The organism is Hyphococcus luteus, from assembly GCF_002943565.1.
GTDB classification, from domain to species: domain Bacteria; phylum Pseudomonadota; class Alphaproteobacteria; order Caulobacterales; family Parvularculaceae; genus Hyphococcus; species Hyphococcus luteus.
The window spans coordinates 16,151-40,843 of the sequence record NZ_PJCH01000005.1 but is presented as its reverse complement, the minus strand read 5'-3'; the positions used below and the strand labels follow the sequence as shown (position 1 = coordinate 40,843).

Sequence of the window (24,693 nt, the reverse complement as noted above, 5' to 3'; positions counted from 1 at the left end):
CGTTGCCACCCGGCGGTGGTCCTTGATTAGAGCGAACGTTTGTTCTAACCCCTGTGGGATCATGTCAAGCACGTCCGGGCGATCATCCATCGCAAAAGTAAAAAGAGATGGAAAGGGTGACGAAAATCATGACCGCGGCCGCCCCCCAAACGAAAGACCAGCGTAATCGGCTTCTGACTGCGGCCGCGCGCTGCTTCGTTAAAAGTGGATTTCGCGGCGCCCGCATGGCCCAGATCGCCGCCGAAGCGCAGATGAGCACAGGCCACATTTACCATTACTTCGACAGCAAGGAGCAGATCATCGCCGAGATGGTCCGCGGCCATATCGAGGAAAAGGAGTCGATCTTCGGGCGGTTGGAGCGGGCGGGCGATCAGGTTGTGGATCTCATGGTCGACAATCTTGAAGAGAGCGTCGATTCGAGCGCCAATCCGTTCTGGTCGGCGCTCACGCTCGAAATGACCGCCGAAGCCATGCGCAATCCCAAAATTGCGGACATATTGCGCACCGCGGACGCCGAAATGAAGGCGCGCCTGTTCACCTGTCTCGGCGAGGGCAGCGATCAGGAAGAGCTCGCAACCCGTCTTGAAATTTTCATCGCCCTGATTCAGGGGATCGGCATCCGCAACATCATCAACCCGAAGCTCGATCTCCCCGCCGTCGTCAGCATCGTGAAGGAAGTTGTCGAGAATCTGTTCCGCCGCAGCAAGCCTTGATCCGCCGAGAAGCTGGGAACCGTGCGGGCGACGTGGAGGGGAGCGTTCTGCATCCGGCCTCATCGATTTCGGTTTCGTCCAATGCGTTCACAATTTACTATTACGGAACGACTTCCTCGCCCGCTATGGCGACGACCGCTTGATTGTTTTCCATTAGGGCCGAGACAGGCCGCATCTAACGGCGCATGACCGCCACCTGTCGATGGTGCGATAATATCCGGCACCGGCGAGACTGGGGCGAATCCAAGTCGGCCCGTAGTTTCCTTGAAGATTTCGGCCAATACGAAGCGTCAGGCCGGTCTTTCCCTGCGTTTCGCATGCGGTGCTCGTCAGCTTCCCATGGGAACGGGCCGAATTTCCGGCCGCCGATAGGAAAGAATGTGAAAAAAAGCAAACGGCCCCCAAGAGAAATAATGACGCCGCTCCCTTACATCGACGTTCATGGCCGGATAGCGAATCGCCGATGGCTTGTGGCGACAATATAAATTGGCGAAATCTAATGTCAATTATTGACAATAATGATGAATTGGCGTTCCATAAGTCGTCGGCGGAAGGAAACCGGTACGGCATGCTCGACTGAAATCATGCCGCAACGCAACAAAGGGGACAGAAGTGACCGAAGCCAAAGGACGCGCCCTGAACTTGTCGCTTGTTTGGCGGCCCGGGCCAGCGCTGATCGCGCCGCGCGATTTGCGTCTATCCTCGGCGCGGCGGTTTCCGCGCCGTGCGCCTTTCGCCCGTTTTCGCCGCAGACCGAACGCAGGACGCGCGCAAGAAAGCCGTGCGTCGGCGCCGCCCTTATGCCGAAAGCTCAAATCGGATCTCACCTATGACGAATTTGAAAGAAAAACCGTTAAGCGCTGCCGCCGTGGGCGCGCCTTCCGCCGCTTATCGGAAGATCAAGGTGAACAGGCTTACGCCTGTCATCGGCGCTGAAATCGGAGGCGTCGATATCGCCGCCGGCGTCAATGAGGATGTGCTCGAAGAGATTCATCAGGCGTTCACGGAAAATCTCGTCATCTTCTTCCGTGGTCAGTCCTTGACCCTTGAACAGCATGCGGCCTTTGGCCGTCTCTTCGGCGAGCTTCATACGCATCCCGCCGCGCCGAGCGAGCCGGGTCATCCGGAAATCATGATTATTGCGGCCGATGAGAATTCGGCCAGGGCGAATGGTGAAATATGGCATACGGATGTTTCCTGCGACGCCGAGCCGCCGCTCGGCAGCATGCTTTATATTAAGGAAACGCCCCCGGAAGGCGGCGATACGCTTTTCGCCAACATGTACGCCGCCTATGAGGCGCTTTCGTCACGGATGAAAACCTACCTGGAAGGGATGACAGCCACCCATGACGGCGAGCATGTTTATCGCGGGCTTTACGCCAATCTTGGCGTCGAAGACAAGCCGTCTTATCCGAGGTCCAGCCATCCCATCCTGCGCACCCATCCTGTAACCGGCAAGAAATGCCTTTATGTGAATTCCGGCTTCACTGTTTCGATTGACGGCGTATCCCCTTGCGAGAGCGATGCGATCTTGCGTTTTCTCTTTCAGCATGCGGCGCATCCCGCTTTTCAATGCCGTTTTCGCTGGACTCCGGGCTCTCTTGCCTTCTGGGACAACCGCTGCGTGCAGCATCACGCCATTTGGGATTACTGGCCCAACCGCCGTTACGGCAATCGCGTCACGATCAAAGGCGAAAAACCCTTTTGATGGAAACCGTCTTCGTCGCGATTGCCGAGTTGTCGAAGTCGGCGCAGGTCGTCGCGTTCGCGGGGTTTGGCGTATGTACTTCGCTTAAGGAATTCGTGAAGATCGGTCCGGGCCTGTTCTTTGTGCTGCAGATTGCAGACGCTTCTCTTGCTGGTAGTCATCGTGACCGGCGTTTTGCTGTCTGCCTACCACTTCGTGAAAGACGGTCCCATGACGTCGTTTCGCAAATATGAGGGAGTTCAGTTCGTCTTATGTCATTAATCGTTAATCGCAGGGATATCGATTTCCTTTTCTATGAAGTCGGCGATCTCGATGAGATTTTGCGAAATGGTTCCTATACGGAGTTCGACCGCGGCAGCATCGACGCAGTGCTCGATCTTGCGCAGAACATGGCGGAGAGAGCATTTCTGCCGTTCGCCGGCGCACTCGACGCGAATGAGCCGGCCTTCGACGGCGAAAAAGTGTCGATGATGCCGCAGGTAGGCGAAGCGCTTTACGCTTTCGCCGAGGCCGGCTTTTTCGCCGCCGGTTTCGATCAGGAGATCGGCGGCCTGGGACTGCCTTCGGTGGTGTGCCAGGCCGTGCAGGGCATGTTCGCCTGCGCCAATCTCAGCGTCGCGGGCTATTCGTTCCTGACCGTCGCCGCCGCGAACCTGTTGAACGAATGTGGCGACGCCGAACAAAAGGCGATGTTCTTGCCGAAGATGCTGGAAGGCAAATGGTTCGGGACCATGTGCCTCTCCGAACCGCAGGCGGGCTCGTCGCTGTCGGATATCAAGACAATGGCGACGCCCACCGATGACGGCCATTATCGCATCACCGGCAGCAAGATGTGGATTTCCGGCGGAGAACAGGAGATTTCCGAAAATATCGTCCATATGGTGCTGGCGAAAATTCCGGGCGGCCCGCCCGGAGTGAAGGGCATTTCGCTTTTCATCGTTCCGAAATACCGCGTGAACCTCGACGGCTCCGTCGGCGAGAAAAACAATGTTTCCCTCATCGGGCTCAACCACAAAATGGGCTATCGCGGCACGACCAATTGCGCGCTGAATTTCGGCGAAGCGGGCGAGTGCCGCGGCTATTTGGTGGGCGAGCCGCATCAGGGCCTCAAATATATGTTCAACATGATGAACGAGGCGCGCCTCGCCGTCGGCGCCGGCGCAACGATGAGCGCGCTCGGCGGCTATCTCTATTCGCTGCAATATGCGCGCGAGCGTCTGCAGGGACGCCATCCCGGAGACAAGGATCCGGCGAGCCCGCAGATTGCGATTATCGAGCATGCGGATGTGAAACGCCTGCTCATGACGCAGAAGGCCTATGTGGAAGGGGCGCTTGCGCTTCTCTATTATTGCGCTACGCTTGTAGACCGTCAGCGCCTTTCAACCGACGATGACGAGCGGTGGGAGCTGAAACTTTTACTCGACATCTTGACGCCGGTCGCGAAATCCTGGCCGTCCGAATTCTGCCTTGAGGCGAACAAACACGCCATCCAAGTGCTTGGCGGATATGGCTATACGCGGGACTATCCGGTGGAGCGCCATTATCGCGACAATCGGATCAATGCCATTCATGAAGGAACGCACGGCATTCAGGGCCTCGATCTGTTGGGCCGCAAGGTCCGCATACATGACGGCGCCGCTTTAAAATTGCTTACCGCGGAAATCGAGAAGACGCTCGCCGCCGCCTCGACGACCGTCGGACGGGAGGGCGAAGCGCGCACGCTGAAAGAAGCGCTGGACCAATGCCATTCCACGATCATGCGCATCAGCCAATGCAGCGACGTCAACCGGGCGCTCGCCAATGCAACACCGTTTCTGGACGCCTTCGGCCATGTGGTCATCGGGTGGATGTGGCTCAGACTGGCGATTGCCGCGATTAACGGGCTGGAAAGCGGAAAAGAGGCGGATAAGGATTTTTATCGGGGGAAGATCGCCGCCTGCCGCTTTTTCTTCAACTATGAGCTGCCCAAGACAGAGCATGTTTTCCGGTTGGTGGGATCGCTGGACGATACGTGCCTCACCGTAACACCAGAATCCTTTATCGGCGAATGATCATTGGCGCGGCCATGCGCGCCGCGGCTCCTCCCATTTTCATACAAAAAGACGGACTTATCGCAAGGACAGACCAGCCATGACACAAGAGCCCAGCATCTATCGCCAGATTCATGCGAAAGCTTACGGCCTGAACCGGGAGGACGGACCATTTAAAACCGAACGCAAGGAGTTCGACGGCGTTGCGTATCAAATCTACAGCCATGCGCCCGAAATCTTGCGGGACGTCTTCATCGCGCGCGGCCGTCATTTTGGCGCGCAGGAATTTTTGCGCTATGGCGATGAAAGGCTGAGCTTTGACGAATTGCTCGACCGCGCCGCAACCCTGGCTGGCCGGCTTGTCAATGAGCTGGGCGTGAAGAAAGGCGATCGCGTCGCAATCGCCATGCGCAATTGTCCCGAATGGATGATCGCCTTTCTGGCGATCGCCGCCTGCGGCGGCATCGTCGTTCCTTTGAATTCCTGGTGGGAGGCTGATGAACTCAGCTACGCTATGGGCGATAGCGGCGCGAAACTCGTTTTCTCGGATGAACAGCGTCTCGCGCGGTTGCGGCATTATCTTGAGCGGGATGGCGTCCGCGCCATCCTGGCGCGCAGGACGACGCCCGCCACGAAGTCCTGCCTGACATTTGACGATCTGTGCAATGCGGGCAATGCGAGCGACTGGCCGGGAGTCTCGATCGCCGGCGATGACGCCGTTTGCATCATGTACACATCCGGCTCAACGGGCGCGCCGAAGGGCGTCGTGGCGACGAATCGCGGGTTGGTTCAGGCGCTTTGGTTCTGGCTCAATCTCGGCGCGGCGGTCGAGCAGCTTTTCGATATTTTGCCGTCCGCCGAAAACAGGGCGCTGCTTTTGAATATGCCGCTGTTTCACGTCGCGGGCTGTTACGCCTGCTTTCTGTTGTCCCTGATTTCAGGGCGGCGCATTGTCATGATGAATAAATGGGACGCGGCCGAGGCGCTGCGCCTGATCGAGGAGGAAAAGATCAGCCACTTCAACGGAGCGCCCGCCATGGTCATGGATCTCCTCTACGCATCGTCGCGCGCTGGCAAGACTCTGGATAGCCTCGTTGAAATCACAGGTTCGGGCGCCGCGACGCCGCCCGCCCGCATTCGCTACATTGCGGAAAACCTGCCGCAAGTCTTTCCGCAAGCCAGTTACGGCATGACCGAAACCTGCGGCTTGGGCGCGCTGATTTTCGCCGACGAATATCAGGCCAAACCCGACAGCGTCGGCCTGCCGAATGCGCCGATTGTGGAGATTCGCCTGGCGGACAAGAACGGACACGACGCTCCGCCGGGCGCGGAAGGGGAGATCTGGATCAAATCGATCGCCAATATGTCGGGTTACTGGAATAAGCCGGAAGCGACGCGGGAGATTTTTCAGGACGGCTGGCTGCGCAGCGGCGATCTCGGGCGTTTTGACGAAGATGGCTGCCTCTATATCGTGGGCCGCATCAAGGAAATCATCATTCGCGGCGGTGAAAATGTAAGCTGCAATGAAATCGAAGCCCTGCTTTTCGAGCATCCCGACATCGAAGAAGCCTGCATTTACGGCGAGCCCGATGAACGCCTCGGCGAAATCGTGGCCGCTTCGATCATGCCAAGGGCCGGCGCGAATCTGACGGCCGAGGCGGTCCGGGATTTTCTGGCGCCAAGGCTGGCCAGGTTCAAGATTCCCGAACGGATCGATTTTCAGGCGTCCTCATTGCCGCGCCTCGCAAGCGGTAAAATCGACCGGCGAAAAGTCAGGCAGCTCCGCCTCGCGCGGATTGCCGATGGCGCAAGCGTTTAACCGGCGCGCCGGAGGCAAACGGCAATCTAAAGATAGTCCCGCTTGACGGCGAGCCTGCCGAACGCGGCGTCGGCCAGCCGAAATAGGATTCCGGCGCAAAGGCAGGAAAGCTCGTGGAAACCGGATGGCGCCAGCAGGCGGCCGGCGTAGCTCGCTTCGCTCCTATAACAGATAGGCGCGGTACTGATCGCGCAGCTTCTTCTTGTCGATCTTGCCCGTCGCCGTAAGCGGCACTTTTGCGAAGATGACGGCGTCCGGAAGCCACCATTTCGCAACATGCGGCGCGACATGATCGAGGACGGCCTGCGCCGACATCGTCACGCCGTCGAGAAGCTCGACAATGAGAATGGGGCGCTCTTCCCATTTCGGATGCGCGACGCCGACGACGGCGGCGATGCGAACAGCCGGATGCGACACGGCCGCATTCTCTATGTCGATTGAGCTGATCCATTCGCCGCCGGATTTGATGACGTCCTTGCTCCGGTCTGTAATGCGCATGAAGCCATCAGGATCGATGGTGGCGATATCGCCCGTGTCGAACCAGCCCTCGGCGTCAAGCGCGGAGTTTTCCGCACGGAAATATCGCTCGATCGTCCATGGGCCGCGAACGAGAAGCGCGCCGGACGATTTTCCGTCATGCGGCAGCGCGTTCCCATCGGCATCGACGATCTTCAGTTCTATGCCGAATTGGAGCCGTCCCTGACGGGTCCAGATCGCGTCGTTCATTTCGGTTTTCCCGCGTGCGGCGACTTTCGGCGTCGGCGTCGCCACGACGCCGAGCGGGCTGGTTTCGGTCATTCCCCAGATCTGGCGGACCGCGACGCCGTATTTCTTCTGAAACGTCTCCGCCATGGCGCGCGGCACGGCGGAGCCGCCGATGATGATGCGTTTGAGCGGTTCGGCCGTCTCGCCCGAGCGCGCCAGATGGTCGAGATACATGGTCCACACCGTCGGCACGCCGCCGGAAAAAGTCACGCCCTCGTCCTTGATGAGCTCCTGAAGGCTGGCGCCGTCCATTTTGTCGCAAGGCAAAACGATCTTGCAGCCGTTGATCGCCGCCGCGAAAGGAAGGCCCCAGGCAGTTGCGTGATAGAGCGAGGGGCAGGGCATGATGCAGTCGAACGCGGAGAAATCGAAAGCGCCCGGCAGGCCGGCGGCGAGCGCGTGAAGGACGACCGAACGGTGGCTGTAAAGAACGCCCTTGGGATCGCCGGTCGTCCCCGACGTGTAGCACAGAAAGGCGCCGGCGTTTTCATCGAACACCGGCCATTCAATGTCTTCATCCTCTTTGGCGATCAGGTCCTCGTAACCTGCTGCTTTTAATTCTTCGGGCGCGCCGTCCGGGTTTTCCGCCAGCAGAATGTATGTGTCGATTGAGGGAAGCTGCGGCCGCAGGCGCGCGACGAGATCAATTAAGGACCGGTCGAATAACAGGACGCGGCTGCCGGCGTGATTGATCGTGTAGACGAGCTGCTGCTCGGAAAAACGCGGATTGGCCGTGTGCAGGACGGCGCCGGCGCCCGGTGCTGCGTAAAAGAGCTCCAGATGCCGGTGCGTGTTCCAGGCGAGCGAAGTTACGCGATCGCCTGGCGCAACCCCGAGCACTTGCAACATTCGCGCGCATTGAGCGGCGCGCCTGCGAAGCCCTACGTAATCGTAACGCCATAATGGTTCATCGACGAGCCTCGAAACAATTTCCCGGTCGCAATGGGCGCTGGCGGCGTAATCCAGAACACCGCTGATCAACAGCGGCGATCGCTGCATCAATCCCTGAAGCACGTTCGCCTCCCGTCTCAAATGCATTTAGATACATATCAGATTGTGCGGAAGGCGACGATGAGGTTGGGCGCCCTGCGCGTTCTGAGCAAGAGTGACGTGAGCGGAGAAAGGGAGGATTTCGCCGCCCACGCCGGGGCCCGTTCAGGTCCTGGCTAGAACTGAACGGTGACCGTGCCTCCGAAAGTGCGTGGCGGGTTGTAGTTTTCATAACCGAAGCCGAGGCTGGTGAGATCGACTCCCTGAACCTTGTAAACCTTATCGAATATGTTCTTGGCCCAAAAGGCGACCTCCCACACGCCGTCGTCGGATGCGGCGGCGAGGCGGCCGTTCCATAAGGAGAAGCTGTCCGCGGCGATGAGTTCGGTGTTGAGAGCGTCCTTGAAGGTGGCGTCGGAATAGCGGCCGTCGATCTGGATGACGCCGTTGACGCCCGCCGCGATTGGCCGCTCATAGCGCACCAGCATGTTGACGGTCACGTCCGGCGCGTTTGGGAACTCGTTGCCTTCCGGCACCGGGCCAGAAAGCGCGACGTACTCGCCGAGCTCCGAATCGAGAAGGCCGAGGCCCGCGCTCAGCGTGAAGCCTTCGATCTGCGGCGGCGTGAAGGTCGCTTCGAGATCAGCGCCGAAGAGCCTCGCCTCGTCGACATTGCCGAGGCGCTGGAACGGAATGGCGCTCGCCTGATCGCGAACGAAGGACTGGATGTCCTTGTAGTCGTAATAAAAGCCGCTGGCGGAGAAGCGCAGCGCGCCGTCGGCGGTCTGATGCTTGACGCCGGCTTCGTAGGAAATAAGACTTTCCGGCTCGAACGGCAGGAACGAAGCGCTGTTCGTCGTGAAGCCGAAGAAAAAGCCGCCCGATTTCACGCCGCGCGACGCGCTCAGATAGAACAGCGTCGACTCGAACGGCTTCCAGTCGAGCCCCGCCTTCCAGGAAAGGTTGGTGTCTTCGGCTTTAAGATTGTCCGCCGCCGCAAGCGTGACCGGCGGCGTCGCGCCCGGCGAGCACGTAAGGCTGATGAGGCAGCTCGTGCCGAACGGGTTGTCGTCGAAGACGCGGGCCGTATAGGTCTTCTCTTCCCAGGTGAGCCGCAAGCCGCCGATCAGCGACAGCGCATCGGTAAGCTGATACTCGCCATGGACGAAACCCGCGACGGAATCGGTTTCCTGATCGCCGAAGCCGCTCGTCCGGGTTCTGAAAAAGTCGTCCGCAAGTCCCGTCGAGCCGACCACGATATGATCTCGCGACCAGAAGCCGCCGAGGAGCCAGTCGAAACGCCCCGACGCGCCGGCGAGACGCAATTCCTGCGAATACTGGCGAACGTCGGTCGTCGGAATGAATTCGAACGCGACCGCCGGGGATGCGTCGATATCGTTGAAGGCCTCGCGGTAGTGATCGATAAAGCCGGTGACGCTTGTCAGTTCGACGCCGCCGAGATCGAAGACGCCGCGCAGCGTCGCGCCGACCTGCCGGGCGTCGTAAAACTGCATCGCCGACCAGTCGCCGGTGAACGGATCTCCGTCCTGGTCGCTGTAGCCGAAGGGACTGGTGCAGGCCGGGTCGACCATGCCCATCGCTGTAGCGGCGCAGCGGAATGTCGGCGGATTCGTGAAATCAAATCCTCCGAAGAAGGCGCCCTGGCCGATGCCGGAATTGTTGGAATAGCCGTCTACCTTGAGAATGATGTCGGCCGCTTCGCTCGGCGCCCAGCGCATCTGCGCGCGGCCGAGAACGATGTTGCGTTCGCCGATATCGTCGTCGATCGTCCGGTTGAAATAGTAACCTTCCCACTGCCTTATGGTCTTTGCGCCGAGGCGAACGGCGAACGTGTCGCTGACCGGCAAATTCGCAACGCCCTCGACTTCGAGCGTGCTGAAATTGCCGTAACTCACTGACAACCGCTTCGTCGCTTCGCCGAAATCCGGTTTCGCGGTGATGAAATTGACGGCGCCGGCGGTGGAGTTGCGGCCGTAAAGCGTTCCTTGCGGGCCTTTCAGGACCTCTATCCTTTCAAGGTCGAAGAAATCGAAAGTCAGGAGCCCGAGCGAGGAAAGATAGACCTCGTCGATATAGACGCCGGCCGTCGGATTGTTGGTGCTGCTGAAGTCGTTGAGGCCGACGCCACGAATGGTGATGACGGGCAAAACCCCGGGTGCCTGCTCGCGGATGTCGAGATTGGGCACGTAACCCGCGATGTCGCGCATGTCGAGAATGCGCGCCTCGCGCAAGGTGTCGCCGCCGATGGCGGTGACGGTTGCGCCGACGTCGAGAATGTTCTGCTCGCGCTTTTGCGCTGTCACGACAATCAAGTCGTCGCCGGAGGCCGCGCTTTTTTCTTGAGCTGCGGCGTTCGCTGCAAGCGCCGCGATGCAGGCGGAAGCCGCCAGGATGCGTTTATGCATTTTCCCTCCCTTGCGCCTGAATTCTTTCGAGGCGCCGCCCGCCTTTGCGCTTCTTGCCGGCTTTTTGAACGGGCGCTGTATGTGCGTTGTACAATGTCGATTATTGACTTATTGCGATCCAGATGGCAACAAGAAAATGCACCGGCGCCTCTAGACTTGCATTTCGGGTTTTGAGGCGACCCGTGTGACGCCGGTTTCGAGTGCGATGTTCCGTCATCTGCTATGCCAGGAACCATCGGAAAAAAAGGATCTTGGCAAGCCTAAAGGCCTGAGTGCGAACTTGCTTCAGGCATCTCGCAACGTCTTTTTATTGAAGAGCGCCGGATGCTCGGCTAGGCGCATTAATAAGATGCTGGCTTCCAATTTGTGAATAATTGACATATTATGAGATCGCAACAATACAGATAAGGGCGGCAAACGAGCCGTTGCAGACCCGACGGCGTCGGGCGAGGGAGGCGAGTATGAAGTCAAAAGGCGTTTGGGCGGCGGGCGCCGCGTTGGTCGGGTTGTTCTCGGCACTTGGCAGCGCGGCGGCGCAGGATGAACCCTCCAGCGACGGCGGCGATGACGATCGGGGAACGCGCGCAGGCCAAAGGGACCTGATCGTCGTGACTGCGCGCCGCCGCCAAGAAAGCCTGACGGACCTGCCCGCGTCTGCGGCGGTCTTATCGGATGATTATCTTCGAGAAAGAGGCGGCCCGCGCTCCGCTGAAGACCTCTTGGCCGGTCAGGCGGGCGTGCGATTTTTCGATACGACGTCGCCCGTCAATTCCGAGGTCTCCATTCGCGGCTCATCGACCGCGCGGGCGACGGACGCCGATCCGAGCGTCGGGCTTTATCGGGACGGCGTTTATATCGGCGGCGGAGCCGTCGGCGGGCGCAGCTTCGCGCGCGTCGACATTTTCGATGCGGAGCGCGTTGAAATCCTGCGCGGCGTTCAGGGCGCGCTTTACGGGCGCAACGCCGTCGGCGGGGCCGTCAATCTGATTACGACCAAACCGCAGTTTGAAAACAGCGGTTATCTCGACCTGCGCTACACGACACAGACGAAGGGCAAGGAGGGCCAGCTCGTGTTGAACGCTTCGCCCTCCGATGAGTGGGCGTTTCGCGTCGGCGTCGACGGCGTGCATCAGAACGAAGGCTTTTTCTATGATCCGAGCAATGACGTTTATTTCGACCGGCAGGAGGGGGCGGACTATCGCGGGCAGATACGATATAAAAACGACCGGCTGGACGTCACGCTGCTCGGCGAGCGCCAGGACCTTGACGTCCCTGCGATTACATATCGCGTCGTCATAGCGCCGGGACCGATCTTTCCACTCGGGTTTGTTCAGCCGCCCTTTGAATACGATCACAGCACGGCGCCGTTCGCGCATCAGGAAATCACCGCCGGCGGCCTTTCAATCGAATATGATTTCGGCTGGGCGACGTTCCATTCGAATACGCTGATCCGTCAACGCAATTCCGAATATACCTTTGACGCTGACGGCATTACGCCGGAGTTCGCGCTTCAGGCCTTCCTCGACGGGCTCGTCATCTTTCCGCTCGGCGGGGCGAGTTTCGCCTCCGTGGAGGACGAAACGCAAACCATCGCCGAAGTCGCCTATTTGACCGGCGATTTCGTTGACGAACGCGCGAACTGGCTCCTTGGATTTGAATATCTGACGCAAGACAGCGACAGCGTCCGGCTCACTCAGACGAACCAGGTGGCCGGCGTATTCACAAGGACGCTGGCGGACGTCGATGCGGAATACGATTCCTATGCGTTTTTCGGGTCGCTTGGCTTCGATCTTACAGAGCGCCTCAATATCTCGGGGGAGTTGCGTTACACGAACGACGACCGGTCAGAAGTCTCGACGCTCGTCGACGATTTCACCGGCCTTCCGACCGGAGGGGATGCTTTCAATTTCGATACGGACCGTTCGTCCGACAACGTCTCCTACAAGACGACGCTTGCCTATCGCTTTGCGGAAGACTGGCAGATCTACGGCAGCGTCGGCAGCAGCTACCGGGCGGGGGGATTCAATTCCAACCTCGGCATTCCCATGCAGCCGGTTCCCATTCCGGCCGCCTATGATGATGAGACGACGCGCGAGTATGAAGGCGGCGTCAAAGGTCAGCTCGGCGATCTTTATGTCGCCATCGCCGGCTATGTTGCGGAAGCCGATGATCTCATCGTGCAGCGCGACAATGGATGCAGCGTGACGCTGCCGGAATGTCCGGTGGCGCCGATAAGCTTTCTGGATAATGCGGGCGAGGCGCGCAATTGGGGCGTCGAAGCCGAAATTTCCGGTGCGTTCGACATTGGAGCTGGAACGCTGACAGCGACCGTGGCGGCCTCGCGTCAGGATGGGGAAGTGACGGACGGTCCTCTCGCCGGCACGCCAACGGCGCAGACGCCGGACTGGCTTGCGTCGTCAAATCTTCATTATCGCCGTCAGCTCAACGATAGAATAGGCGTTTTCGCCAACTTGTTTGTTTACGGACAATGGGGCGGAACCCAGGAGCTTACAATCCCGTCGCCGCCGCTTGACAACTATCAGATCGTCAATCTTCGTTTCGGCGTGGCTTATGACGGGATCGAATTCGCAGGATTCATCAACAATGTGTTCGACGAGCAATATCTCACCTTCCAGGAGGCGACGACGCAACGGTTCGGCACGCCGAGAACAACGGGCGTCGAAGTGCGCTACAGCTTTTGAGCAAGGCGCATGTTCGCCGCTGCAAAGGCACAACATCACGCGCCGGACTTTGTTTGGCGCCGCCGTCGCGCTGGCCGGCGCTCTGCCGGCGCGGGCGCTCGCTGAACAAACATTGGCCAGAAAGAGCAAAGCCTTGCGGGATAGTTACGCCATAGCGATTGCAGAGGCCGCGAGCGCCCTACCTGAGCGCGCGCCGCCACAAGTCGAAGAACGGCTCGCATGGACGCTGATCGATAACGTCGGATCCATGCTTTATGCGGGCTCGCTTCGTCGGCCCGTGGCGGCGGCGCGGTATTTTGCGGCAAGCGCGCCGGGCGAGGAGGCGGATGTTTTAACGGCGGATTTGTCATCGTCGCAAACCGGCGCCGCGGCGGCGATGGCGTATCTGCTTCACGCTGCGGAAATCGACGACAGCGATCCGCGGGGCGAGTTGCGCGCATCCGCGGTCATCATGCCGGCGTGTCTCGCCGCAGCGCAGGCTGCAGACACAACCGGCGCTGCATTCCTGCGGGCCGCGGGGCTCGGATACACGCTGCAGGGGCGGTTGGTCCAGTCTGTGGGGCCCATTCAGGGGCGGGGCTGGATGGCCTCCGGCGTCTGGGGACCGCCCGCGGCGGCGGCGGCGGTCGCGCTTTTGCGCAAGCGCCCGCCCGCAGAAATCGCCGCAGCGGTGTCGCTTGCCGGCTCGGCGGCGGGCGGCGTCTTTCAGTATTATTTCGATCAGAGCGATGAAAAGCGCATCATCGTCGCGCGGGCGGCGCGCGCGGCGATCGAAAGCGTCGATCTCGCCGGCCTCGGCGAACGCGGGGCCGAGCGCTTCCTCGAAGGGCGTGCCGGACTTTACCGGCTCTTTGCGGGAACGAACGCGCCGGCGTGCGAGACATTCACGGACGACCTTGGCCGGCTGGAAGGGCCGCTCTATTTGCGGCCCAAATTCTTCGCGGCGTCGCATTCAATTATTCCGACCCTTGACGGTCTGCAAAGCGCCGCGCCGCCCGATCTCGATCCGGCGTCGGTTGAAAGCTTCATCGTTCGCGGCAACGCCGCCTGGAGCCGCATTGTGGCGCGCAAGATCAATGATTTCGAGCCGCCGTCATCGCGGATCGGGGCGGCGCTCAATTTCAGCTTTGTCGTCGCCATGTGGCTGGCGCGCCGTTCGGTTCTGCCCGGCGATTACACGCAAGAGACGTTCCAGGATCCGGAAATCATTTCGCTTGCGCGGTCCGGATCGTTTGAAGTGAATGATAGCGATCATCTTTCCATCGAAATCGTGCTTCGCAACGGAGAAAGAATTCTCGCCGTTGCGCAGGATCCGGACCGTCAGGCGCCTGCCCCACTCAATGCAGAGCAGCGCGTGAATAAATTCAACGCGCTTGCCGGATCGCGTCTGAATGAAAGGCGAAAAGCGGATTTGCGGGCACACTGCATGAGCCTGAAAAACGCGCGCTCCATGCAAGACTGGGTGCGGCATGCACAGAAACTTTGCAGCGATTAATTAGAGCGCCTTCCAAAAAACGGGAACCGGTTTTCGGATAGTGAGGCGCGAAGCGCCGAACGCGCGCAAAACAAAAAAGCTTAAAAATGTTCCCCGACTCACTTTCCGGGGGATATTCTTGCGATCATCAGCCTCATTGCTCTTCAAGAAAGGCGTCGACCCGATCGATCGCATTTGCGCGGATATTCATATAGAAGAGATTGTAGTCGAAAACGTGATAAGAACCGTTCTTCGTGAGCCGGCTTTTAAATCCGTCTATGTCCTTATCGAAATCGATAACCAGATATCCGTTTTCGCATCTCGCGCCGGTGAGGCGAGGCAGGGGCGCCGATAAGGCGTCGGGCTCCTGTTTGCCCGAAAGCGCGCCGAGATTGTCGCTCGCGGGTGCGGCGCCGCCTGCTTTCCAGTTCAGCGGATTGACGCATAGCAGAGGGCGCATGGCGATCGGCTGGTATTCGCCGTCGAGCCAGATGAGGGCGTGTTCGTCACGGCGCGGATCGGGTTCGGCGTTTTTGCTAACCGTGTTCCAGCCGACGATGCAGCGGGTCTGCCGGGCGTCGCTGCAAGGCGGCAGGCGGTCCGGCGCAAAAGCCTCCGGCACAGGCCCCCCGACCGCGTAAACGGCGACGAGCCTGTCCATAAGGTCTGCGCCCATGACGCGCTCTTCAAGAAGGCGCATGGCGTGATAACTGCCCTGGCTGTGGCTGGCGATGATGAAAGGCCGTCCATCGTTTCTTTCATGGACAAAATTATCGAACGCCGCGGCGACATCCCGATAGGCGAGATCGAGCGCTCCTTTGCTATTTTCGTTGAATGCAAAGAACGTGTAAAGCGTCGCCTGGCGATAGCGCGGCGCGAAAACGCGACAACAGCCGTTGAAAACGCTCGCCTGGCCGCGCAGAGTTCCATTTTCGACGCTCATGCGGGCTTCGCCGGAATCGTCATAAGGCGCGTTCCAGCCGTCCTTTTTGAAATAGGTGGTGGGATGAATGAAGAAAACGTCGGCGCGCGCGGTTTCTTCGCCGTTCTCCACGCCTTCCGGCGTCTGATCGGCGTTGTCTTCGCGGCCGGGCAGAGCGGCCCACGCATCGTCGTTCGCATAGTCAGGGGCGGGCGGCGCGAGATCCGGCGAAAAATCGTGATCCGGCTTGAGCAACAGCCTTCGGGCGAGTCCCGTGTCGTCCTCGTTTTTCAAGGAACAAGCGGCCGTCATCAGCGCTGCGAACAAAACCGATATTGTCTTTTTCATTGGGTGTTTCCTACAGGGCGCGGATACGCTCAGGAGCGGTTTAATCAAGGGCCTTGTAAACGGCGGTTTTCAGCATGTCGCGCAAGGGCAGCGTTCCCGACGGAAAAAGCTGCGTCATCAGTGTCGCCGACAGACCGGCGTCGGGAACCGAGAAAAAGGTCGTGCTGGCGGCGCCGCCCCAGCTATATTCGCCCTTAAGGCCCGGCGTTTCGGCGATGGCGGGATCGGTCAAGACGGCGCCGCCAAGCGCCATCTCCATGCCAAGGCCAGAGCCGCCGGACGCAAATCCCATGAATTGTTTGAAGACGTCGCCCAGAATATCGGGGCCGATATGGGGCGACATCATGGTGCGGGCGCTATCCTCGCTCATAATACGCACGCCCCCGCTTTCGCCGAGCCCTGCAAGCATATCGGCGAAGCGGTCGTAGTCGGCCAGCGTGCATAAAAGTCCAGCGGATCCCGATTCGACATAAGGTTTTTGCAGGAAGGGCGATTCGGCTGCGGCCTCCGCCAGGACGAGCTCTTCGTCCTTCAAAGAGTACATGTTTGCAAGGCGCTCCGCCTTGTCGGCGGGAACGAGGAAATCGGCGTCCTTCATGCCGAGAGGATCGAAAATGCGTTTTTTCAGGAAGGTGCCGAAACTCTCTTCCGTTACGCGCTCGACAATCAGGCCCGCGATATCGGGAGAAAAGCTGTAAAGCCATCGCGAGCCGGGCTGAAACTCCAGCGGAATCTTAGCGAGGCGCGCGGCGAATTCCGGAAGACCGGCGTTGATTTCCGGATTGTAGGCGTATTGGGCCGAGACAAGCCCGGCTTTGCGGTAAAGGGCGGAAATAGGCCCGGGGTTCCAGCTATTGCTGATGCCGGACGTGTGCGTCAGGAGATGAAGAACGCGCATCGTCTCGGCGGGTTCAGTCTTAACGGCGTCGCCATCGTTCGACACGAAAACGGCGAGGTCGGAAAACTCAGGAACATAATATGCAACGGGCGCGTCAAGGGAAACCATGCCTTCGTCGATCAGGATCATGACGGCTGCGACCGTCACCGGCTTGGTCATGGAATAAGCCCGGTAGATCGTATCCGGAGCAATGGATTTGCCTGAAGCCATATCCGCGTCGCCTGCGTAATGCTCGAAAAGAAGCTCGCCATGGCGCGAGATGCGCATGCCTGCGCCGGGAATGCGTCTTTTGTCGATAAGGTCGTCGATAAGCGCGCCGGCTTCTTTGAGCCGGCTCTTGTTGAAGGAGGGAGCGGCGGGAGCCTTGGCGCTGCAGGCGGGCAGGGCGAGGGTTGAGAGCGGCGCGGCGATGGCGGCGGCAAGCGCGCTGCGGCGGGTGAAGGCCTCGGTCAATTTTCCCTCCCATAATTGTCAATAAATTTCAATAACGTGGTTTTTTAGAGAAAATTAGCCGATTACGGCCCAGACATCCACTGATTTCTTGACCATTTGACAATTATTGACAATATGGCGGCGCTCCGGTCACAAAGCCGACCCAACTGTTGCGCCTTGTAGGCCGGCAAAAACTATGCGTTCGCGCCGCCAGTCGCCTGGCGGCGGCGAAACGCTGTCAATCAAGGAGGAAACAGTGAGGCATATGAGCAAACATCTGGGAAGAGCGGGCGCGCTGCTTGGGGCGTTCCTTGCCATGACTTTGGCTGGGAAGGCCGCCGCGGCGTCTTACGAAAACTGCCCGCCGGCGACGTTGCCCTCTGGATATGACTGGACGGCCGTTAAGGATGCGCTGGAAGATTCGCCGTTCCAGAGCGGCGGCTTGATCGTCTATCATAAGGGGCAGGTCGTTTATTGGAGCGGTTTTGGCTGGTGGGACGGACAGGATTGCGAGACGTTCGTCGACAACCACAATTTCAATGTCGCGTCATTGTCCAAAACCTATACGGCGGCGTTGGCCTTCGCTGTTATTGAGGATCAGCACGTCGGTCTTTCGCTCAATGATCTTGTGAAAGATTACATCCCCAATGCGACGTCGCTGAATTCAAGCGCGTTCGACGACAGCGGAACCCCGCGGCTCGTGTATGACCATATGACGATTGACGATCTCATCACCATGACGACAGGGCATGAAAGCGTCAGCGCCTGGCCGGCGAATGTGTTCTCGTGCATCAACAACCCCTTTGTATCGTTTGAAGATTGCGGCGAGGAAATGGTAGCGGCCGACATTGCCGACGATCCAGATCACGCCGTTCGCGTTTATGCGCCGGGCGACGCCTTCTCTTATGGGCCCATGTCCTGGCAGATTTTAGGCCTTGTTCTGGTGAACGCGGTCAACCACGCTTATTCGACGAATTACAGCTTCACGGATCTCGTCGAAAACTATTTGACCGGCTCCGGCGTGTGCAACTTTCCGAACACGACCGTCACGCGGAGCGGCAATGAATGGCCGGCGGGCGGCTTTGAAACGGATTTGTTCGATGGCGGAGCATTTGCGCAAGCCCTTTTGAGTGGGCAGTGCGGCTCCAGCCATGCGCTTTTGAACGCGACGTCCCGCGCAGACATGACCGAGGTCATGGTACCGCTCCAGTCTGGCCGGTGCGACGGCGTGGGCAATTGTGAGCCTGTTCCAGTAGTGAGCAGTCCGGCGCAGAAACTCAGTATTGACTATGCGCGCGGCCAGTGGGTGTTTGCGCCTGAGGATTTGAGCCATTCAACGATCTATATGGGCGTCGGCGCATGGGGCGCGGTCACTTTCTATTCGCCTGAAAGAGACTGGGCCGCCTATATCCATCTCGATGATCACCTGCTGTCCGGTTATCAGGACGCGGTGGAGCTTATCATCAATCCCATGGGGCTCGCCGAGCTGATCGACGATCAGGTGGACGCAAACCCATAAGCGCCAAGCGAATTCGAATGCCGGCGAAGTTCATTGCGCCGGCGTTCGGCGTTTGTCTAGCGCGCGTAAACCGCCTCACCTGCGACAGCGAGCGCGCCATCGGCAAGGCGCAAAGCGTATCGCGCCGCGCCGTCTTCATGCTCGCAGGAAAAGGATAATGGCGCGCCGTTCGGCGCCGGCGCCAGAAAACGTGCGCTTAGACGCTTCAGGCGGCCGGGCTCACCGTCGGCGCAGACATCTGCGATCAAAAGACCGGCCTGCGCCCACAACGCAGCGCCGTGTACGATGGGCTCTTCAAGTCCGGCGCGTCTTGCAACGCGATACTCCGTATGGATCGGGTTCCAGATTTCGGCGCATTCGGAAAAGACATGGGCGAAGCCGAAAGAAAGGCGTAATTCCCTCTCAACCGCGCCCGTTCCAGGCGGCGCAATTGACACGGGCGACGGCGTATCGCCTGTCGTCTCACAGACGACGTTTCGATACATCGTTGTCGCTTTTGTCCGGGCGTGCAGGACGGCGCCGTCGGCGCTGCGGGTTTCAAACGTCGCCGCAAGGATCGCGCCGGAACGGGCGGGCCGCAGCCCGGTTATCGTCGCCTCAACATTAATATCGGCCCCGGCGATGATCGGTTGAAAAAACGACGTGTCTTGCCCAATCACCACGCCCCGTTCGGCTTCTTCGGGCGCCAGGCCTTCAAATGATTTGATCATTTCACAGGAAAGCAGCCATTCGGGCGTCGAAACGTGAAACGGCAAGGCGCGGAACGCGCCTCCATTGTCATCGTTCAGCGACTGCGCATCCGACGGGCGAAGCGCGGCGCGATAAGCGAGAATACGCCGCAGCGTGGCGGTCCATGAGAGCGGGCCGAAGCGGCGCCCGGCTATGTCGGAAGGCAAGGGCAATGGCGGAGCTTGCAAAATCTATAAAACGGTTGCCTAACCCCTATGAAGTCAATTATTTACGAATGCAAGCCCTTAATCAGCAACCGGCGGACGATCTTCAGGAACGTGACAAGAAAAACAACAAAAGCCAGGACCCAGCACCAAACGACAAAACCTTCCGATGCGTCAAGCAAAAGCGGCGCCGGCCCTGCGGTCGTCGCGGACGAGTTGCGCGCATTGATCGTGGACGGATCATTCAAGGCGGGCGCGCGCATCACGGAACGCGCGGTGACGGAGCGCTTCGACTGCACGTCGGCGACCACGCGGGAGGCGTTTCATCTTCTGGAAAAACAGGGCGCGATCATTGTTTCGGCGCGGCGCGGGGCGCGCGTGATTGCCGAGGCTTACGCGCCGCCTGAGGAGCTTTTTATCGTGTGGGATCGTTTGCGGTGGTTGCTGGGAGAAGAGCTTCGCCGTCACGACGCCTCTATCCAACCGTCATTGCCTGAGGGCAAATCAAAAAAGCAACCGTCAGACCGGCTGAAACAGATTGAAGCCCAATTGGAAAGGCTCGGCGCATCGTCCGGAAACATACGTCTCGTTCGTGCGATGGCGCGCATCGCGCTGCATGTAGCGATCGTTGCGCCGGAGCGCCTCGTTGAAATTGAAGAAAGTCTAAGCCGATGACAACGGAGCTTGAGCCGGATATTCGGGCTTTTGTCGCGCGTGCGGAGACGATCGCAGGCGTCGCGCAACCACCGCCGCCGACCCTGCCGGGCCATATCGCCGCTTGGATCGCCGACCGGATTCAGTTCGGCGATTTCAAGCCGGGTGAATCGATCCGGGAGCTGGCGGTGGCTGATCATTTCGATGTCAGCCGCGGGCCGGTGCGTGAAGCGTTGCGCTTGCTCGACCGGGACGGTCTTGTGGCGCTTCGCGGCCGCAAAGGCGCAATCGTGCGTAAGCTGACGGATGAGGAGCTCGAAGGCCTGTTTCACATTCGCGCCGAGCTTTTCGCCGCTCAGGCCGGTCTTGCGGCGTCCGCTTCCGAACCCAGCGCCGCCGCGCTCGGCGCCATCGCCGACGGCGCGGCCCTGCTGATGCGCCTGGCGGCAACGGAAGACGCCACTGTCGGACACTACATCACCGTGCGCCGCGCCGTGTCTGTACTGATTACCAGCATATCGGGCGCCAACTATCTCGGGCGCATGTCGGGCGCGTTCGAACGGGAGGTGGCGGTTTTGTGGGCGAGCATTCTCAGCCCCGAACGCCGCCGGCGCTCGGCGGCGCGATGGAACGCCCTTTGTAAAGCCATCGAGAACCGGCGTGTCGGCGAGGCCGAGCGGCTCGCCCGGGATCTAGTGCTCGACAGTCTCGCTGAAATTCGCCGCCGGGCTGAGGCGGGCGACAGTCCTCTGCCGCTTGATGCGCTGGCGGAAGCCGGCGAATGATATCGGGCTGACGCGGCTGCTCAAAAGGAGGCGCGCCCGCGCTGCTTATTTGTCCTTTCGTCCCTTCCAAAGGCTCGCTGAATGATATATTGCCGATTATTGACATAAGGCTATCGCGACGCTGCAGCGCGCGGGCGAAACAGCCGTAGTCCAAAAAAAGCCGGGACCGCCGCAATGCTAAAGAACGGCGGCCATGCAGGCAGGAGAGGAAACGACATGACGGCGAGCGGCGTTCCGCAGCCCAGCGCAATCGCGACGCAAGGCAAGGCAAGGCAAGGCAAGGCCGCCGGAACGTCCTTGCCGTATTTCCTCCTGATGATGTTTCTGGTGTCGACGCTGAATATGGCGGACCGGCAGATCATCGGCATCGTCGCCGAGCCCGTCAAAAATGAATTCGGCCTTTCAGACACGATGCTCGGCCTAGTAGGCGGCACGGCGTTCGCGCTGGTCTATCCGACCCTGGGACTCGTCATTGCGCGTATCGCCGACCGGCTTAATCGCCGCAATATTCTGGCTGCGTGTCTGGCGCTGTGGAGCGCCATGACGATGTTGTGCGGCGTCGCGCCGGGCTTCTGGTTTCTGGCGGCGGCGCGCACCGGCGTCGCGGTCGGCGAGGCGGGCTACGCGCCATGCACGCATTCCCTGATTGCGGATTCCGTTTCACCGGCGCGGCGGGCGACGGCGTTCTCCGTTATTGTCTTGGGCATATCGGCGGGTGGTCTCGTCGCCTCGATCATCGGCGGGCTTGTCGCCGAGAACTATGGCTGGCGCGCAGCATTCCTGGCGCTCGGCGCTCCGGGGCTTGTTGTTTCCGCTTTGACCTATTTTACGTTGAAGGAGCCCCCGCGCCTTGGCGCCGCCGCGCCGCCGCGCAGCGCGGCCAATGTCTTCGGCGCGCTGATGAAGTCGCCGGCCTTCCTGTTGTGCGTGACGGGATCGGCCTTTCATTTGATGGTGTCCTACGGGCTCGCCGCCTTCGGCATTGCTTATTTCGTCCGCGCCCATGAAATGTCGGTCAGCGAAGCGGCGGTGATTTTGGGCTCGGCGGCGGCCGTCGCTGGAGCCGTCGGCAGCGTTATCGGCGGCGCGGCCGGCGATTTTCTCGCCAAGCGCGATCGCCGCTGGCTCGCCTGGTGGCCGGCGTTGACCGTTTTTGCGGCGACTTTTATCGGCGTTCCGGCGTTTTTGACGCCGGGGCTTATCTTCGCGCTCATCGGCGCCGTTGCGGCTGTTTTTTTTGGCACGCTTTACCAGCCGGCGTCCTATGCGCTGGTTCAAGGCATTGCCGATCCGCGCGAGCGCGCCAGCGCTGCAGCGCTTATGATCTTTATACAGAACTTAGCGGGCCTCGGTCTGGGACCGCTTCTGATCGGCCTTATCAGCGATGCGCTGACGCCGTCATTCGGCGTGAGCGCGCTCGGGATCGCGATTGCATGCGTATTTTTGCTGAACATTCCGTCCGCCGCCGCGTTTTACCTGTCCGGGCGATTTTGGGGGCGCGCCGACGCATAGCGCCGCTTGAAGCCAGCATGAAATATCTGCGAGTGATGAAAAGACAATGCCTATGGCACAACTTAAACAAATACCGCTAGCTGCGCCCGCCGTCGGAAAAGTGGAGGCCGAGGGCTAATCGGCATATCACTGTCAGAAAGCAAACGCCGATCATCGGTGCGGAGATCGCCGGCATTGATTTAAGCCAGCCGCTTTCGCACGATGTGCTTGAAGAAATTCGCCGCGCTTTTCTCCAAAATGATGCCCGCGCAGCATGTGGCGTTCGGCAGGGGTTTCGGCGCGCTTCACACGCATCCGGCCGCGCCGAGCGAACTCGGCTAACCGGAAGTGATGATTATCGGCGCCGACGAGAACTCTTCACGGGCGAACGGCGAAGCTGTCCAATGACAATTCTTTGGGAATCGAACCGTCGGCCGCCATTTTCTCAAATATCCTTTGCCATATCCCGCACCCGGGCCAGCGATTATAACGGTTGTATGTCCTCCGTACTCTGAAGGACGGCGCTTCCACTGGCAGCCTGTCTTAAGCACATGCAGAATGCCGCTGATAATGCGCAGGTCGTCACGATGCGTTCTGCACGGCCGGTCATGAGGAAGATGCGGTTCAATCGCCGCCCAGGCTTCATTAGCAGGCTGCTGAAAAAGTCAGCATCTTTCGGCTTTCAATAAGGCTTCGTCGCCGTATCGGTAGGCAAATTCGATTTCGAGGCCGCCGTTGTTTTGCAAATGCGCCGATCCTGATCCGCAGACTTCGTCCATTTCGTCAAAGCCGTCCCATTCGAACCAGACGGAGTCTTTGGCGTATTCAAGCGTGAGGCCGGCCTGCAATGCGCCTAAGCAGATTTTGCCGTATCCGTCGGCGTTGACGACAATCGAGGCGGGACCGCACAGGTCGAGATGATCGCGGTCCCACAGGTCAGACTCAACTATGCGCCAGCGGCCGAGCAGCTTGCAGCCCATCGGCGCCGTCATGGGGCGGCGTCCGTCAGAAGTTTCGGCAGGAGCACGAGATTGTAAGCGGCGACGGCAAGGTCAAAGCCTTGCGCCACGCGCCGCAGACCGCGGAACTTGGTTTTAGCGCAGCCGCCAGTGGTCTTGATCCAGCCGAAAATCTCTTCGATCCGCTTACGGATGCGTTGCGATATGTCGTAGCCGTCGGGCGGGATAATCTTTGCGCCGCCCCAGCCGGTTTCCGATCTGAACGCAATGTGCGGGACGACGCCATGCGATTGCAGGTCGCGTTTAAATGTCTAGGCGTTATAGGCCTTGTCCGCGCCGAGCGTTGCGCCGTCTTTGAGAGGCAAACGCGAAACCATCGCCAGCGCCGCCTCGCGTTCGGCAGTGCCGTTCGCGTAGGTTAAGTGCGCCGCCACCGCGAGGCCATGACTGGTTTCCATCAACACATGGCTCATATAGCAAAGCCGCGCCGGCTTGCCGCGTCCTTTGCGATATAGCCTTGCATCCGGGTCCGTGGTCGATGCATGCATTTATTGGGTCCCGTTCCCAATAAACTGTTTGACCACTTCTCTCCATGAAAGTTCCGCTCCTTGTTCCGGCCGCCGGCGCCTGAACCCTTATCATCGTCATCGATCTCTTTCGGCCGGAAGCTTTTCGTTCCCGCCCAAGCTTCAATCAGTGTGCCATCGACGCTGAAGTGATCGTTTGACAAAAGCCGCTTGACGCGGCGGTTGGCGAGAACAGCCACAAGAAACTTGCGCGCGATCTCGCCTTCAAGCAATCGTTCGCGGTTCTTTGAAAAGCTCGACGCATCCTATGCAGGCTCATCCGAAGACAGGCCGACAAACCAGCGAAAGAGAAGATCAAACTCAAGCCTCTCCATTAACTGGCGTTCAGACCGGATCGGATAAATCGCCTGCAACAGCACCGCCCGCAGCAACCGTTCAGGCGCAATCGACGGCCGACCCATACGGCTTGCATAGATTGCGGCAAACTCACTATCCAACGCCTCAAGCGCTTCATTGACCAGTCCCTTAATCGCACACAGCGGGTGATCCGCTGCAACGCGCTCCTCAATGTTCACATAGGAAAAGAGCTGACCGCTCTGCTGATCGTCGCCACGCATGAGGTGCCTCCATGAAATACC

Annotated in this window: 17 protein-coding genes and 2 pseudogenes; 11 read left to right on the top strand and 8 right to left on the bottom strand. The window is 59.7% G+C overall.

Annotated features, from left to right (window positions below; translation table 11 throughout):
* The first annotated feature begins 107 nt into the window (after positions 1–107).
* From CW354_RS04975 to CW354_RS04955, 5 genes are all read left to right on the top strand, one after another.
* The gene (locus CW354_RS04975) at positions 108–713 is read left to right on the top strand and encodes a TetR/AcrR family transcriptional regulator (protein WP_104828963.1); all 606 of its coding nucleotides are present in this window, start codon (positions 108–110) and stop codon (positions 711–713) included.
* Between the two features lie 829 nt (positions 714–1,542).
* A complete protein-coding gene (locus CW354_RS04970; RefSeq protein ID WP_104828962.1) occupies positions 1,543–2,421 on the top strand; it encodes a TauD/TfdA dioxygenase family protein in 879 nt (292 codons plus the stop codon).
* Positions 2,421–2,654: a hypothetical protein gene (locus tag CW354_RS04965; protein WP_104828961.1), complete on the top strand. Its 234-nt coding sequence runs from the start codon at positions 2,421–2,423 to the stop codon at positions 2,652–2,654. Before CW354_RS04970 ends, CW354_RS04965 begins: the two co-directional genes overlap by 1 nt.
* An 18-nt stretch (positions 2,655–2,672) precedes the next feature.
* Positions 2,673–4,472 carry an acyl-CoA dehydrogenase gene (locus tag CW354_RS04960; RefSeq protein WP_104828960.1) on the top strand — a complete coding sequence of 600 codons (1,800 nt, stop codon included), beginning with the start codon at positions 2,673–2,675 and terminating at the stop codon, positions 4,470–4,472.
* Between the two features lie 79 nt (positions 4,473–4,551).
* Entirely contained in the window at positions 4,552–6,270 is a 1,719-nt protein-coding gene (locus CW354_RS04955) for a class I adenylate-forming enzyme family protein (protein WP_104828959.1), read from the top strand.
* 162 nt (positions 6,271–6,432) lie between these two features.
* On the opposite strand, the gene CW354_RS04950 is transcribed toward CW354_RS04955, so the two are convergent.
* Entirely contained in the window at positions 6,433–8,034 is a 1,602-nt protein-coding gene (locus tag CW354_RS04950; protein ID WP_104828958.1) for a long-chain fatty acid--CoA ligase, read from the bottom strand.
* Positions 8,035–8,201: 167 nt separating this feature from the next.
* Positions 8,202–10,451: a TonB-dependent receptor gene (locus CW354_RS04945; protein ID WP_104828957.1), complete on the bottom strand. Its 2,250-nt coding sequence runs from the start codon at positions 10,449–10,451 to the stop codon at positions 8,202–8,204.
* A gap of 461 nt (positions 10,452–10,912) precedes the next feature.
* Here CW354_RS04945 and CW354_RS04940 point away from each other — a divergent pair, with 461 nt between their 5' ends.
* The gene (locus CW354_RS04940) at positions 10,913–13,153 is read left to right on the top strand and encodes a TonB-dependent receptor (RefSeq protein ID WP_104828956.1); all 2,241 of its coding nucleotides are present in this window, start codon (positions 10,913–10,915) and stop codon (positions 13,151–13,153) included.
* A 133-nt stretch (positions 13,154–13,286) separates the two neighbouring features.
* On the top strand, positions 13,287–14,648 hold the full coding sequence (locus CW354_RS04935) for an MmgE/PrpD family protein (protein ID WP_165793531.1): 1,362 nt from the start codon (positions 13,287–13,289) through the stop codon (positions 14,646–14,648).
* 133 nt (positions 14,649–14,781) lie between these two features.
* On the opposite strand, the gene CW354_RS04930 is transcribed toward CW354_RS04935, so the two are convergent.
* Both CW354_RS04930 and CW354_RS04925 read right to left on the bottom strand, forming a co-directional pair.
* Positions 14,782–15,897, bottom strand: coding sequence for a DUF3089 domain-containing protein (locus CW354_RS04930; RefSeq protein ID WP_104828954.1), 1,116 nt, complete (start codon positions 15,895–15,897; stop codon positions 14,782–14,784).
* A 40-nt stretch (positions 15,898–15,937) separates the two neighbouring features.
* The gene (locus tag CW354_RS04925) at positions 15,938–17,248 is read right to left on the bottom strand and encodes a serine hydrolase domain-containing protein (protein WP_104828953.1); all 1,311 of its coding nucleotides are present in this window, start codon (positions 17,246–17,248) and stop codon (positions 15,938–15,940) included.
* A 244-nt stretch (positions 17,249–17,492) separates the two neighbouring features.
* Here CW354_RS04925 and CW354_RS04920 point away from each other — a divergent pair, with 244 nt between their 5' ends.
* Positions 17,493–18,746 carry a serine hydrolase domain-containing protein gene (locus tag CW354_RS04920; protein WP_165793530.1) on the top strand — a complete coding sequence of 418 codons (1,254 nt, stop codon included), beginning with the start codon at positions 17,493–17,495 and terminating at the stop codon, positions 18,744–18,746.
* 56 nt (positions 18,747–18,802) lie between these two features.
* Here CW354_RS04920 and CW354_RS04915 read toward each other — a convergent pair whose 3' ends face one another.
* Complete coding sequence (locus CW354_RS04915; protein ID WP_104828951.1) at positions 18,803–19,642, bottom strand: MaoC/PaaZ C-terminal domain-containing protein; 840 nt, start codon at positions 19,640–19,642, stop codon at positions 18,803–18,805.
* 111 nt (positions 19,643–19,753) lie between these two features.
* Here CW354_RS04915 and CW354_RS04910 point away from each other — a divergent pair, with 111 nt between their 5' ends.
* From CW354_RS04910 to CW354_RS04900, 3 genes are all read left to right on the top strand, one after another.
* Positions 19,754–20,314 (top strand): GntR family transcriptional regulator, encoded by a 561-nt coding sequence (locus CW354_RS04910; protein ID WP_165793529.1) that lies wholly within the window; start codon positions 19,754–19,756, stop codon positions 20,312–20,314.
* Entirely contained in the window at positions 20,311–21,078 is a 768-nt protein-coding gene (locus tag CW354_RS04905; protein WP_104828949.1) for a GntR family transcriptional regulator, read from the top strand. Before CW354_RS04910 ends, CW354_RS04905 begins: the two co-directional genes overlap by 4 nt.
* A gap of 216 nt (positions 21,079–21,294) precedes the next feature.
* Entirely contained in the window at positions 21,295–22,590 is a 1,296-nt protein-coding gene (locus tag CW354_RS04900; protein WP_165793528.1) for a spinster family MFS transporter, read from the top strand.
* A gap of 317 nt (positions 22,591–22,907) precedes the next feature.
* Here CW354_RS04900 and CW354_RS24030 read toward each other — a convergent pair.
* The 3 genes and pseudogenes from CW354_RS24030 to CW354_RS04880 all read right to left on the bottom strand — a co-directional run.
* Positions 22,908–23,204: pseudogene (locus CW354_RS24030) on the bottom strand (transposase); the annotation flags it as partial.
* 30 nt (positions 23,205–23,234) lie between these two features.
* Entirely contained in the window at positions 23,235–23,561 is a 327-nt protein-coding gene (locus tag CW354_RS04885) for a hypothetical protein (protein WP_104828946.1), read from the bottom strand.
* Positions 23,558–24,672, bottom strand: a pseudogene (locus CW354_RS04880) (IS5 family transposase). The gene CW354_RS04885 and the pseudogene CW354_RS04880 overlap by 4 nt, the downstream one beginning before the upstream one ends.
* Positions 24,673–24,693 lie beyond the last annotated feature (21 nt).